Source organism: Haloferax sulfurifontis (assembly GCF_014635105.1).
GTDB classification, from domain to species: Archaea; Halobacteriota; Halobacteria; order Halobacteriales; family Haloferacaceae; genus Haloferax; species Haloferax denitrificans.
The window spans coordinates 256637-269235 of record NZ_BMCI01000003.1 but is presented as its reverse complement, the minus strand read 5'-3'; the positions used below and the strand labels follow the sequence as shown (position 1 = coordinate 269235).

Annotated in this window: 14 protein-coding genes; 7 read left to right on the top strand and 7 right to left on the bottom strand. The window is 69.9% G+C overall.

The features are described from left to right. Positions 1-31: 31 nt before the first annotated feature. Both IEV64_RS09645 and IEV64_RS09640 read right to left on the bottom strand, forming a co-directional pair. On the bottom strand, positions 32-1363 hold the full coding sequence (locus tag IEV64_RS09645; protein ID WP_188423757.1) for an isochorismate synthase: 1332 nt from the start codon (positions 1361-1363) through the stop codon (positions 32-34). 337 nt (positions 1364-1700) lie between these two features. Next, the gene (locus IEV64_RS09640) at positions 1701-2294 is read right to left on the bottom strand and encodes a sulfite oxidase-like oxidoreductase (protein ID WP_188423756.1); all 594 of its coding nucleotides are present in this window, start codon (positions 2292-2294) and stop codon (positions 1701-1703) included. Positions 2295-2477: 183 nt separating this feature from the next. Here IEV64_RS09640 and IEV64_RS09635 point away from each other — a divergent pair, with 183 nt between their 5' ends. The 3 genes from IEV64_RS09635 to IEV64_RS09625 all read left to right on the top strand — a co-directional run bounded on the left by IEV64_RS09635 (position 2478) and on the right by IEV64_RS09625 (position 4824). After that, complete coding sequence (locus IEV64_RS09635) at positions 2478-2690, top strand: ribbon-helix-helix domain-containing protein (RefSeq protein ID WP_004043463.1); 213 nt, start codon at positions 2478-2480, stop codon at positions 2688-2690. Positions 2691-2748: 58 nt separating this feature from the next. Further along, positions 2749-3027 (top strand): UPF0058 family protein, encoded by a 279-nt coding sequence (locus IEV64_RS09630; protein ID WP_004969989.1) that lies wholly within the window; start codon positions 2749-2751, stop codon positions 3025-3027. Between the two features lie 144 nt (positions 3028-3171). Continuing rightward, complete coding sequence (locus IEV64_RS09625; protein WP_007273719.1) at positions 3172-4824, top strand: rhomboid family intramembrane serine protease; 1653 nt, start codon at positions 3172-3174, stop codon at positions 4822-4824. An 81-nt stretch (positions 4825-4905) separates the two neighbouring features. On the opposite strand, the gene IEV64_RS09620 is transcribed toward IEV64_RS09625, so the two are convergent. The 3 genes from IEV64_RS09620 to IEV64_RS09610 all read right to left on the bottom strand — a co-directional run bounded on the left by IEV64_RS09620 (position 4906) and on the right by IEV64_RS09610 (position 7143). Then, the gene (locus tag IEV64_RS09620; protein ID WP_188423755.1) at positions 4906-5532 is read right to left on the bottom strand and encodes an METTL5 family protein; all 627 of its coding nucleotides are present in this window, start codon (positions 5530-5532) and stop codon (positions 4906-4908) included. Continuing rightward, positions 5532-5927: a DUF7961 family protein gene (locus IEV64_RS09615; protein ID WP_049920406.1), complete on the bottom strand. Its 396-nt coding sequence runs from the start codon at positions 5925-5927 to the stop codon at positions 5532-5534. Before IEV64_RS09615 ends, IEV64_RS09620 begins: the two co-directional genes overlap by 1 nt. Before the next feature lie 232 nt (positions 5928-6159). Next, positions 6160-7143, bottom strand: coding sequence for a lamin tail domain-containing protein (locus IEV64_RS09610; protein WP_188423754.1), 984 nt, complete (start codon positions 7141-7143; stop codon positions 6160-6162). A gap of 141 nt (positions 7144-7284) precedes the next feature. Between IEV64_RS09610 and IEV64_RS09605 the strand changes: the two genes are divergently transcribed. After that, positions 7285-8238 carry a transcription initiation factor IIB gene (locus IEV64_RS09605; protein WP_004043457.1) on the top strand — a complete coding sequence of 318 codons (954 nt, stop codon included), beginning with the start codon at positions 7285-7287 and terminating at the stop codon, positions 8236-8238. A 71-nt stretch (positions 8239-8309) separates the two neighbouring features. Here IEV64_RS09605 and IEV64_RS09600 read toward each other — a convergent pair whose 3' ends face one another. Continuing rightward, positions 8310-9953 carry a flippase activity-associated protein Agl23 gene (locus IEV64_RS09600; RefSeq protein WP_188423753.1) on the bottom strand — a complete coding sequence of 548 codons (1644 nt, stop codon included), beginning with the start codon at positions 9951-9953 and terminating at the stop codon, positions 8310-8312. 103 nt (positions 9954-10056) lie between these two features. Here IEV64_RS09600 and IEV64_RS09595 point away from each other — a divergent pair, with 103 nt between their 5' ends. The 3 genes from IEV64_RS09595 to IEV64_RS09585 all read left to right on the top strand — a co-directional run bounded on the left by IEV64_RS09595 (position 10057) and on the right by IEV64_RS09585 (position 11279). Then, complete coding sequence (locus IEV64_RS09595) at positions 10057-10344, top strand: DUF7964 domain-containing protein (protein WP_007273714.1); 288 nt, start codon at positions 10057-10059, stop codon at positions 10342-10344. A gap of 34 nt (positions 10345-10378) precedes the next feature. Beyond that, complete coding sequence (locus tag IEV64_RS09590) at positions 10379-10867, top strand: universal stress protein (RefSeq protein ID WP_188423752.1); 489 nt, start codon at positions 10379-10381, stop codon at positions 10865-10867. An 85-nt stretch (positions 10868-10952) separates the two neighbouring features. Next, on the top strand, positions 10953-11279 hold the full coding sequence (locus IEV64_RS09585; RefSeq protein WP_188423751.1) for a 2Fe-2S iron-sulfur cluster-binding protein: 327 nt from the start codon (positions 10953-10955) through the stop codon (positions 11277-11279). A gap of 120 nt (positions 11280-11399) precedes the next feature. Here the strand turns inward: IEV64_RS09585 and IEV64_RS09580 are convergent, their stop codons facing one another. After that, entirely contained in the window at positions 11400-12542 is a 1143-nt protein-coding gene (locus IEV64_RS09580; RefSeq protein WP_188423750.1) for an MBL fold metallo-hydrolase, read from the bottom strand. Between the last annotated feature and the right edge of the window lie 57 nt (positions 12543-12599).

Here is a 12599-nt window from a genome sequence, read left to right as displayed (position 1 = left end):
TCGGCTCCGGTGCCGGTCGTCGCTCCCGAACTCAGTCGTCGCGTTCGAGTTCGTCGAGGACGGGTCGGTACTTCAGTTGCACCTCGTCCCACTCGGCGTCGGGGTCCGAGTCGGCGACGAGGCCGACGCCCGCGAACAGCGTCGCCAGCGTCTCCTCGACGATTGCCGAGCGAAGCGCGACCGCGAAACTGCCGTCGCCGTCGGCGTCGAACCAGCCGACCGGCGCGGCGTACCAGCCGCGGTCGAACGGCTCGGTGTCCCGAATCACGTCGAGGGCGGCTTCCGGCGGGAGGCCGCCGACCGCGGGCGTCGGGTGGAGCGCGTCCACGAGAGAAAGGACGTGCTCGTCGCGTTCGAGCGTCGCGTCGATGGGCGTCCAGAGGTGCTGGACGGTCGCGAGCTTCCGAATCCCGCGGTCGCCGACGCGAATCTCGGCCGACAGGGGCGCGAGCTGTTCCCGAATCGTCTCCGCGACGAGCTCGTGTTCGTGGTTGTCCTTCTCGCTTCCGAGCAGTTCGTTCGCCAGCCACTCGTCTTCGTCGTCGGTGTCGCCGCGGCCGGTCGTCCCGGCGAGCGCGCCGGTCTCGACCTCGCGGCCGCGGAGCGAGACGAGTCGCTCGGGCGTCGCGCCGAGGAAGCTCGCCCCGCCGTTCGGCTCGACGAGGAAGCGGTGACAGTCGGGGTACGTCTCCCCGAGGCGGGCGAGGAGGTCGGGCGCGGCGGCGGGGCGGTCGAGTTCGACTTCGAGCGCCTGCGCGAGGACGACCTTCCGAAGGTCGCCGGCGCGGATGCGCGAGACCGCGGCGTCGACGCTCTCGTGCCACGCCTCCACCGAGGTCGTCCGGTGGCGGTCCGAGACGCCCGGCGGCCCCTCGGGGGGCGCGTCGTCGAGCGATTCGAGCGTCTCCCGGAGGTCGTCGAGTCGGTCGCCGACGCTCTCGCTGTCGGCCTCGTCGTCGACGGCGGTGACCGTGAGCCACGCGTCGTCGCCGTCGAAGACGACCTGCGCTTCGGGGACGACGAAGCGCGCGGCCGGGAAGTCGGCCCACGGGTCGCGGCCGGTCGCCTCCTCGTGGAAGGCGAGGCCACCGAAGAATCGCGGGCGAGCGGCGTCGGGGGCGTCCACGTCCGCGCCGTCGAACAGCGCCGTGGCCGCCCGGCGGACGCGCGCGAGTCGCTCGGGACCGTCGGCCTCGACGGCCACGGCGACGCCGCCGCCGACGACGGTTGGCTCGTCGGGGGCGGTCCACAGCGCCCGCGGGCGTTGCATCGCCGCGAGCGACGCCGAGACGGGGGGCGCAGACAGTCGAACCGACCTGCTGACGAGGTGGGTCCCCACCTCGTCGGTCCGCAACGGTTCCATCGACCGTGGCTCAGGACCGGGGACGCTTGAAACTCTCCCTTCTGTTCCGCACCCCGGTCGGGCGACCCCGGTCGAACGTGCACATCTGTCCACCGAGCGACAACGCCGGTGGCTCGGACGCGAAGCGACCGCCGAAAACGCCTGAAAATCAGCTTAGCTGTACCGCTCTTCGTTCCACGGGTTCGCCCACCTTTTTCCGTGGTTCGCTACGCTCACCACGCAAAAATCTGGACCAAAAACTTAGGTTAGCTGTACCGCTCTTCGTTCCACGGGTTCGCCCACCTTTTTCCGTGGTTCGCTACGCTCACCACGCAAAAATCTGGACCAAAAACTTAGGTTAGCTGTACCGCTCTTCGTTCCACGGGTTCGCCGTGTTCGAGTAGCCCCGTTTCTCCCAGTAGCCGCGTTCGGGCTCGGTGAGGAACTCGACGCCCGAGACCCACTTCGCGCCCTTGTAGGCGTACTTGTGCGGGGTGACGACCCGGAGGGGGCCGCCGTGGTCGGCGGGCAGGTCCTCGCCGTCGTAGCCCCAGACGAACATGACCTCGTCGCGCATGCACTGGTCGAGGGGCAGGTTCGTCGTGTAGCCGTCCATGGCGTGGAACATCACGTGGACCGCGTCGTCGTCGACGCCGACCGCGTCGGCGAGCGCCGGGAACGTGACGCCCTCGAACTCGCAGTCGAACTTGCTCCAGCCGGTGACGCAGTGGAAGTCCTGTATCTGCGTCTCGGAGGGGAGGTCGCGGAACTCGTCGAACGAGAGGTCGAGTTCGGTGTCGACCGCGCCCCACGCCTCGAACGACCACGTCTCGGGGTCCCACGAGGGCGTGCCGCTCTTGGAGAGGACGGGAAAGCGCTGGGTCTCGCGTTGGCCCGGCGGGAGTCGGTCGCCGCCGAACTCCTCGTAGAGGTGGGTCACGTCGTTGGCCATGCTCGAAACTTCGGCCCGACGCACCTATCACTAACGACTCCGGACACCCGCCGGCGACCGGAGAAACGGACCGCACTAACCGAAGGTAAACGGCGGTTCGCGTTCGCCCGGACGACCTTCGGAAAACCCGATTATTCCCCCGGTAGAGTTATATACGGCCCTTCCAAAGCGACGGACGTTCAGATGCCCAAAGTAGAGATTACCGTGCCGGAACACCTGGAGATGCAGATCGTCCAACTCGTCGAACAGGGCGAGTTCGTCAACCGCGACGAGGCCATCGAGGACCTGCTGTCGACCGGTATCCGCGCGTACAAGACCAGCGGTCCGATGTCCGACGAGGACCGCGCGTACGAAGACGACGGAATGATGGGCCACGAAGACGAGTACGTCTTCTGAGCCGAGTGACAGAATCCCCCAATAACTCTTAAACCGCCTTCGCTCCTACCCAACGCTCATGCACAAGGACGAACTGCTGGAGCTTCACGAACAGATGGTTATCATCAAGGACCACTTCTCGGCCCGCGAGCACGTCGATTCGAGCCTGTTCGACCCCTACGACGAGCTCGCCGTCGAGCCCTCCCACGTCCACAAATCGAAAAGCGAGCACAAACACGCCGTGTTCGTGCTCGGCAACGCCCTCGCGACCGCGATGAGCGACGACGAGTTCTCCAGCGCGGGCCGCGTCGGCAAGCGCATGGAGGAGTTGGCCGACGACGCCGAAGGCAAAATCTGAGCGGCCGTCGACCGCAACGCCTCCAGCGACCGCCCGCCAGCCGCGGAGTCGCCGCTGGCGGTGGCGCGCGTGTCGGTCGCTAGCAGTTCTCAAGCAGTTCTCCGCGGGTTTCTTTACCACCCGTTCGCACGACACAGGTAGCTAATGCTAGAGATTCCGGGCTGGATACCGTTCCAGCGGCTCGCCGCGCTCCTCGCGCTCCTCGCGGCCGCCGTCGCGCTCGCCGTCGTCGACAGACCGAGTCGGGTCTCGGCGGCGCTCCGGCGACGCTTCCTGTTCGGCCTCCCGCTCGGAACGCTCGTCAGCGCCGGCGGCGTCCTCCTCGTCTACCTCGTGGTTCAGGACGGCTGGTCGTCGTGGTACCGACCCATCGTCATCCCGTTCCGGGCGTGGTCGTACTTCTATCCGACCGGGATGCTGACCGCCGCGTTCGCCCACTCCAGTCCCGGCCACCTCGTCGGCAACCTCGTCGGCACGCTCACGCTCGCGCCGGTCGCGGAGTACGCGTGGAGCCACTATCCGACGCGCCGCGGGTCCACCTCGTTCGGGTCGGCCCGCGAGAACCCGTACGTCCGGTCGCTCGTCGTCTTCCCCGCGGTCGTCTTCGGCGTGGGGCTCCTGACGGCCGTCTTCGCGCTCGGCCCGGTCGTCGGCTTCTCGGGCGTCGTGTTCGCGTTCGCCGGCTTCGCGCTCGTCTTCCGCCCGCTCGCGACCGTGTTGGCGTTCGTCTCCGGGCGCGTCGTCAGCCTGTTTTACAACGCGATGCTGTCGCCCGAGGTCGTCTCGTCGGCCCGCCCCACTTTCTCGACGCCGTGGTGGTCCCAAATCGCCATTCAGGGCCACGCCATCGGCTTCCTGTTCGGCGTCCTCCTCGGCGTGTGGCTCAGTCACCGCCGCGAGGGGTCGCCCCCGCCCGCGCTCCGCAGTTTCGCCGGCGTCCTCCTGTTTGCCGTCAGCGAGTCGCTGTGGGCGGTGTACTGGTACCGCGGGGGCGATACCTACGTGCTGTTTCGCGCCGTCGGCTTCGCGCTCGTCGTCGCGCTCGCGACCGTCGTCGCGCTGACGGTCGCGGCCTCCGACAAGCCGCTCCGGGCGTACGCGCCCGACACCTCCATATTTTCGGCCCGCCGCTGGCAGGCCGGGGCCGCCGTGCTCCTCGTGGTCGTCGCGGCGCTGTCGGGGCCGGCGATGCTGTACAACACGTTCACCGCGAGCGGCGACGACTTGCCGGGCGAGAGCGTCACGGTCAGGGACTACGAGGTGACCTACGCCGAGGACGTGCCGAACGGGCTGACCGCCGTCTTCGACGTCGAACTGTTCGGCGAGTCGACGACGACCAACACCTCGGGGGTCATCGTCAAAAGCGAGCGGCGCGGCATCTGGACGACCGCCGTCTCGACGAACCGGCTGGCGTTCGACGGCGAATCCGCGGTCAGACTCGGCGGTCTCGGCTGGCGCGACCGGGTGACGGCGGTCCGCGACGGCTACGTCGTCACCGGCGCGGGAACCGCCTACCGGGTGTTCCTCGTCGCCGACGGCGAGGCGCGACTGGCGTACGACACCGGCCCGGTCCGGGCCGAACCCGTCGTCGCCCGGCGGAGCGTCTCGGTCGTGCCGACGGCGACGGGCTACGACGTGCAGGTGTCGTCCGACAGCGGGACCGTCAGGGGACCGATGCCGACCGAGAACACGACGACGACGCTCGACGGGATTCGGTTCGTCCGCGAGAACTCCCTCGTGTTCGCCGAGTCGCGCGGGACGAGAGTCCGCGTCGCGCGAGCAGAGACGTACAATTAGCGTGGGTTAGGCGTCGCGCGGTGACGGTACCGGCGGGACGACCGCCGCGGCTCCCGGTCTGCGCGACGGTGCGCCGCCGGCTCACCACTCGATGCGGAACACTTCGGCGTCGAGCTGTCGGCGGTCCTCGTCGTGGAACTCGAACTGGCGGTCGAGGTCGAACGTCGCCCGGAAGGCGTCGGTGAGGTCGCCGCCGGCGTCGGCGACGAACGACTCGACGAACTCCTTGCTCCCCTCGTTGTGGACCGAGTAGGACACGTCGGCGACCGACGCGACCGATTCGAGGAAAGCGCGGTCGGCGTGTTCGTTGCCCCGTTGCGCGCCGAACGGGGGGTTCATGAGCACCGTGACCTGCCGGTCGTCCGAGAGACAGAGCGGCAGGCGGGTGGCGTCGGCGCGAATCCAGTCGATGGGGGCGCTCGCGCCGACCCGGCGGGCGTTGTCCGTCGCGGTGGCGAGCGCGTCGTCGTCGAGTTCGACGCCGACGACGCGGGCGGGCGAACGGAGCGCCGCGCCCAGTCCGAGCATGCCGGTACCCGAACCTAAATCGAGGACCGTCGCGCCCTCGATGTCGCCGCGGAGGTCCGCGAGGTGGACGAGGTGCGCGGCGAGGTCCGGCGGCGTCGGGTACTGTTCGAGCGAGACCTTCGGGTTCTCGAAACCGGCGACCACCGCCAACTGCGCCTCCAGCGCGGCCTTGGTTGCCATCAGCCGTCGATGGAACCTCGAAGCTCAAAAGCGACGCCCTCGCGCCGAGCGCGCTCGCCGAGCGCGGCGAGCGCCGACTCGGCGTCGTCGGGGCGACAGCACTCCGCGACGTCGACGGCGACCCGGCCGACGCCGAGGAACGCGGCGGCGCGGACGTACTCGCGGAGGCGGTCGGACTCCGATTGCACCGCGAGGGGGTCGTCCTCGCCGAAGCGGGCTTCGACGGTGAGTTCGGCCGGGAGGTAGCCCTCCTCGGCGAGTCCGGCCTTCAGGTCGCGGAGGTGCGACGGTGCGGTCGACTCCAGCCGCGACGCGTCGAGGACGACGGGAGTCAGGTCGGCGGGGCGGCCGGCGGTGACGGCGGCTTCGACGGACGAGGATTCGAGCGTGCTCATGTTGCGCATACATTTTCTCTAGTTATGTATATATCTTTGTAAATGCGCAGTAGTAATTAGACAGAGGCAGATTCGCCGGTGACGCGCGGATATCCCCGCGAACGTGACAACCTAGAGACTAATGTAGACCGGTGTCGTACCACCGTTGGGGGAGCACGCTCCACCCCCATTCCCCTCGACCCTGCGCGAGCGATTCTGCTCGTCCCGACGAGGTTCTACTCGGACAACACTGCTACTCGTACGTGTACGAGAGGACCTCCGTTCCCCCGGCGTCCCGAATCGTGACCGTGTCGCCGCCGTTGTTCCACACCGCGCCGCCGCGACCCCAGTAGACGTCCTCGTCGGTGTCGGTTCCCGACCCCGTGTGGAGCGTCAGCGACGCGCCGGGGTCGAGTTCGGTCCCCCCGGCGAACGTGTAGGTCGCGCCCGCCGCGTCGGAGACGGTCCACCCCGAGAGGTCGAGTGTCGCGCCGCCGTCGTTCCGGAGCGTGACGTACTCCTCGTTCAGGTTGTCGTTGTCGTTGCCGGGCGCGTCGGCGACGACCGAGACGGAGAGGCCGTCGTCGGTGGTCGCGTCCGCGCCCCCCGCGGCCGCGCCCTCGGTCGCGCAGGACCAGAGGCCGACCCCGCGCTCTCTGGCGTCGCGTTCGGCGCGCTCGTAGCGCTCGCGCTCCTCGAACGAACTCTCGTAGACCCGGGCGTGGCCCTCGGTGATGAGGTCGTAGTTGAACTCCGCGCCGTCGACGACGACGTACGCGAGGAGCCGCCCGTAGTAGCCGCGCTCGCCCGCCTTCTCGTCGTACCGGAGTTCGACCGTCCGGTCGGCGAGCCGGGACTTCGCGTAGGCGCTCGCGTTCTCGCCGGCCGCGCGGAGGCAGGTCCGTCCGGCCTCCGTCTCGGGGACCCCCTCGAACTCGTCGGGCGTGTTCTCGGCGTGGACCTCCGGGGTGTCGACGCCGAGGAGGCGGACCGTCTCGCGCGCGCCGTCCGGCATGACGACTTTGATGGTATCACCGTCGACCACCTCGACCACCTCGACTGTCACGTCGCCCAGGGCGGCCGCGGTCGTCGGCGACCCCGACTGCGACGTCGTCGACGCCGCCGCTGTCGCGGTCGGTTCGACCGTCGTCGTCGCGTCCGCGCCGCCCCCGCCGAGACAGCCCGCGAGGACCGCGAGCGCGACGACAACGAGTGTCGCGGTAGCACGTCTGACCATTCGATTCACCGTTTGTCAGGGAACCGTATAAGTAGGTGCGTCCGGGTTGCCCGAATCCGAACTCGTCGAATCGCCAGACAGCGGCCTGTATCATATTTCTGTTACAAAGGTTTAAATTCACGCTCCACCAGAAACCTTTTAATGGAACGTCCGAGCCGGCAGCGTCAACGAGAGGAGGAGGCAACGGCACAAGAGGACGAGCAAGTCAACTGCCCGGAGTGCGGTTCTGACCAGATCGTCACGGACGCAGACCAGGGGGAGTTGGTGTGTGACGACTGCGGCCTCGTCCTCGACGAGCGACAGATCGACCGCGGCCCGGAGTGGCGGGCGTTCAACCACTCCGAGCGGCAGTCGAAGTCGCGCGTCGGTGCGCCCATCACGGAAACGATGCACGACCGGGGGCTGACGACGACCATCGACTGGAAGGACAAGGACGCCTACGGCCGCTCGCTTTCGTCCGAGAAACGCTCGCAGATGCACCGCCTCCGCAAGTGGCAAGAGCGCATCCGGACGAAGGACGCCGGCGAGCGCAACCTCCAGTTCGCGCTCAGCGAAATCGACCGCATGGCCTCGGCGCTCGGCGTCCCGCGGTCGGTCCGCGAGGTCGCGTCGGTCATCTATCGCCGCGCGCTCAACGAGGACCTGATTCGCGGCCGCTCCATCGAGGGCGTCGCCACGTCGGCGCTGTACGCCGCGTGTCGTCAGGAGGGCATCCCGCGCTCGCTCGACGAGGTCGCGGAGGTGTCGCGCGTCCCGCAGAAGGAGATCGGCCGCACGTACCGCTACATCTCGCAGGAACTCGGACTCGAACTCAAGCCCGTCGACCCCAAGCAGTTCGTCCCGCGGTTCGCCTCCGCGCTCGACCTCTCCGAGGAGGTCCAGGCGAAGGCGACCGAAATCATCGACGTGTCCGCCGAGCAGGGCCTGCTGTCGGGCAAGTCGCCGACCGGCTTCGCCGCCGCCGCCATCTACGCCGCGTCGCTTCTCTGCAACGAGAAGAAGACTCAGCGCGAGGTCGCGGACGTGGCGCAGGTGACAGAGGTCACCATCCGAAACCGCTACCAAGAACAGATCGAAGCGATGGGCTTCCGCTGAGCGTCGGCCCGCAGACCCGACCCGCGACCCGGCTCGCCGTCACCGATTGAGACCGTCGAAGACGCGCAGTTTCAGTTTTTCACGAACACCACGACCGACCGCCCCCAGAGGCCGGTGTCGTACTGGTGTGCGACGTAGCCGTCGAGGAGCGGCGCGACCGTCCCGCGCTCGTCGGCGGGCGCGATGACCACCGGCGGAACCGACGACCGGGCTTCGAGCGCCTCGGGCGTCGCCGCCGATGTCGAGTCGGCCCCGAGTCGCTCGACGTACCACGCCATCGGGAGCCGCTCGCCCCACGCCTCGGGGACCGGCGGGTAGTCGGCCGCGCCGTCGGCGACGTACATCGAACTCCCGTAGTAGAGCACCTCCGGGGCGTCGTCGTCGGTCGGTCCGACCCACGCCGAGAGGTTGTCGCGGAACGACGAGAACTCCTCCGACGGCTGGGCGAACTGCGCGAGTTCGGCGTCGCGGTCGCTCGGGGCGTACACCTCGCTCGACGCCACCGCGCCGGTCTGGGCGACGAGCGCGAGCAGGACGACGACCGCGGCCGCGACGCGGGGCACGTCCCGTGAGTCGAAGGCGCGACGGCCCCAGCGGACGAGCGCCGCGAGGCCGACGCCCGCCGGGAGCGCGAGCGGGACGACGACGTAGACGCCGAGCCACGGCGCGGACACCTCGGTCAGCATGGGGACGAACGCCAGCGACGCGCCGGCCCAGTAGACCGCCGCCGACACCTCCGAGCGCGGCCCGCCGGCCGTGTAGCGGTCGACGAGGAAGACCGCCGCACCGAGGACGACGACCGGGAGCGCCGCCAGCGCGAGCGCGCCGAGGAGGTCGCCGAGATAGGGGAGGTACTCGTGGGTCCCCTCGGGGTAGCGGTCGACGACGCGGACGCCGACGAAGCGACGGACCGAGTCGAAAAGCGCCGCGTCGATTGCGCCGAGCACCGTCCCCGGCGTGTAGAGACCCGCGCCGTCGGTGTCGCCCGCCCGCGGCGCGAAGGCGAAGACGTAGACCGCGACGAAGACGAGGGCCGAGCGAGCCGCGGGGGTCGCCGCGCCGCGGAGTCGGGCGGCGTACTCGCCGAGGCGCATCGCGGCCGGGCGCGCCGACGGGAGGAGCGCCGCGTGGTCGAACACCAGCAGTCCGGCGACGCCGAGACAGCAGAGGGCGACGACGCCGAGCCCCGACGAGGCGACCGCGAGCGCGACGGCCGCGGCGAGTCCGTAGGCGTTGCGCCGCCCCGCGCCGTCGACGAGGCGGAGCGCGAAGCCGAAGGCGACGAGCGCGAAGCCGACCGCGAGCACGTCGCCGCGGGCGAACCGCCCGTAGTAGACGAGGATCGGATTCGCCGCGAGGACGGCCGCGAACCCGAGGGTCTCGTCGGCGGCGAGGCGGCCGCGGAAGAGGAGCGCGGCGAGCGGGAGCGCCGCGCCGAACAGGGCAAAGGGGAGGCGGAGCGCGAAGTCGGTCGCGCCGACGAGCGCGAGCGACGGCCGCGAGAGGTGGTAGACCAGCGGCCCGCCGGCGACGGGGCGATACGAGAGGAAGCCGGTTTCGAGCGACCGGAGGCTCCAGTAGCCGACGCGGGCCTCGTCCCAGTGGAGCGGCCGGTCGCCGAGGCCGACGAGGCGGACGACGAGCGCCGCGGCCGCGAGCGCGACGACGGCGAGCGTCGTCCGGTCGGGACGCCGTCCGGCGCGGGAGGGGGTCATGAGGTGACGTGACGCGCCGGACGGCAGAAAGGTTACGACTCGCGGAGGCCCCCCGGCCCGCCCCTTCGAAAGCGTCATCCCCGCCGACCGGTAGCACTCCGATATGTCGCTCATCGAGTCGCTACCCCCTCGGCCCCTCGAACCGCAGGAGCTGACGTCGCTGAATCGCGCGGACGCGTTCGACCTCGTCGTCGCCGTCGAGGACGACGGCCCCGCCCGAAGCCTGCTTTTCGCCACCGACGCGTGGGTCAAAGGCGTCGCCTACGAGGACGACGCCGGCTGGTCGGTCGTCGAGACGGTCGCACTCGACGGCGAGACCGAGCGAATCGACGGACTGCAGACGTGCGAGGAAGCCGTCCTGTCGTTCCGAGGCGACGGGAACGAGGAGTAGTATTAACCGCGTTCCGAACTAAGTATAATCCGTCATGTACAGCGAAATCCTCGTCCCCACCGACGGAAGCAAGGCCGCCGAACGCGCCATCGACCACGCCCTCGACATCGCGGAGACGTACGACGCGCGGATTCACGCGCTGTACGTCGTCGACACCAGCATCTACACCTCTCTCGACGCCGGCGCGGACGTGGTCATCGACGCCCTCGAACGGGAGGGCGACGCCGCGACCCGACACGTCCGCGAGGCCGCCGACGAGGTCGGCATCGACGTGCAGGCGGAGGTCGTCACCGGGACCGCCTACCGCTCCATCCGGAAGTACATCGACGACCACGACATCGACCTCGTCGTCATGGGCACCCACGGGCGCACGGGCCTGAGCCACTACCTCCTCGGGAGCGTCACCGAACGCGTCGTCCGCACCTCGCCGGTGCCGGTGCTCACCATCCGACTGGACGACGAAGACGAGGACGAGGCGGACGCCGACGAGAGCGCGGACGCCGACGCCGAGGCTGAGGAGTAGTCCGAACCGCGTGTCGTCGCGGTCGGCGACGGGGTCGCCGCGGCTTTGATAAACAGTTTTGGTGCGGTCGCGCATACGCCGCGGTATGACCGAGTACACCGTCGAGTTCGTCGGCACGGGCGAGACCATCACCGTCTCCGACAAGCAGACCATTCTCAAGGCCTGCATCGAGGAGGGCATCGCACAGGAGTACTCCTGCCGCGTCGGGATGTGCCTCGCCTGCTCCGCCGAGATTCTCGAAGGCGACGTCACCCAGCCCGCCGCCCGCGGGCTGACCGACGAGGAGGCCGAGCGCTTCGCGCTCACCTGCATGGCCCGCCCGCAGAGCGACCTCAAACTCGACCGCGGCGCCTACCCGCCGAGCATCGAGGGCGACGCCGCGGCCGCCGGCACCGCCGCAGACGACGACTGACGACGGGTACTCACCGGGGCCGGTCCGCCGGCCCGCGTTCTCCGCTTCGTACCGAGTCGCCGAGCCGACGCGCTGGTCCGACGTACTCGCTCGGCCCGCAATCTGCCCGCGGACCGCGTCTCACGCCTCGCTCGTCGCCGCGCAGTTGTTCGGCCCCAACTCGACGTCGAACGCCTCCTCGTCGGTCAGCGAGTCGCGCCCGAGGTTCGTCTCGATGATTCGCTCGTAGTTGGCCGGCCGCGGCGGCATATCCGAGCAGACGAACGAGACGAACGCCGACTCGTCCATCGCGAGCGCCGCGAGTCGCTCCCGAAGCGCGCCGAGTTCGGCGACGTACGCGCCGTCGTCGCCGGGGACCGTCCGGGGGCCGCGGTGGGCTGGCGCGACCAGCGTGTCGTCCGCGAACGCGCCGAACCGTTCCGTGAGCGTCGCGTGGAGCCGTCTCGCGGCGTCGGTCGCGCCCTCGTCGCCGTCTTCGAGGTCCGGGCGGGCGACGCTCTCTAAAAAGAGGCTGTCGCCCGCAACGAGCAGGTCGCCGAGGCGGAACGCGGTCATCTCGGTCGTGTGTCCCGGCGCGTGGACGGCGACGAGTTCCGCGTCGCCGACGCCGACGGGCTCGCCGTCCGCGACGAGTCGCGCGTCGAAGTCGAGGCCGCGGTCGGTCGCGCCCGCCGGGAAGACGGCGGTCGCGTCAGCGCGCTCTGCGACCGCTCTGACGCCGCTGACGTGGTCGGCGTGGACGTGGGTGTCGACGACGGCGACGACGTCCGCGCCGCGCTCGCGGGCGTCTGCGACGTATCGGTCCGCGAACGCCCGAAGGGGGTCGATGACCACGGCCTCGTCGCCGACGACGACCAGATAGGCGAGACAGCCGCTGGAGGGGCGGTCGTACTGGAGGACCGTCGCGTCCGCGTTCCCGACCGAGAGTTCGCGGGCGCGGTAGACGCGCGCCCAGCCGTCCGTGCCGGTTTCGAGGTTCTCGGCGGGGACGCCGGCCTCGGAGAGCAGGTCGGCGACGTGCGCGCTCGACCGACCCTCCGCGCAGACGACGACCACCGGCGAGGGCGCGTCTCGGAACTCGGCCGCGAGTTCGTCGACCGTGCCGCGAATCTCGGCCTGCGTGAAGCGAATCGCCGGAATCTGCGTCGCGGTCACGGCCGCGCCGTCGACGCGCCACGTCTCGAACTCGTCGCGGTCGCGCACGTCGAGCACCGTCGTGGGGTCGCCGCGGGCGAGTCGGGCCGCCAGTTCCTCGGGAGTCATACGCACACGATACGCGCGCCGGGCGGAAGAACGCTCCGCGGGCCGAAAAGAGAGCGA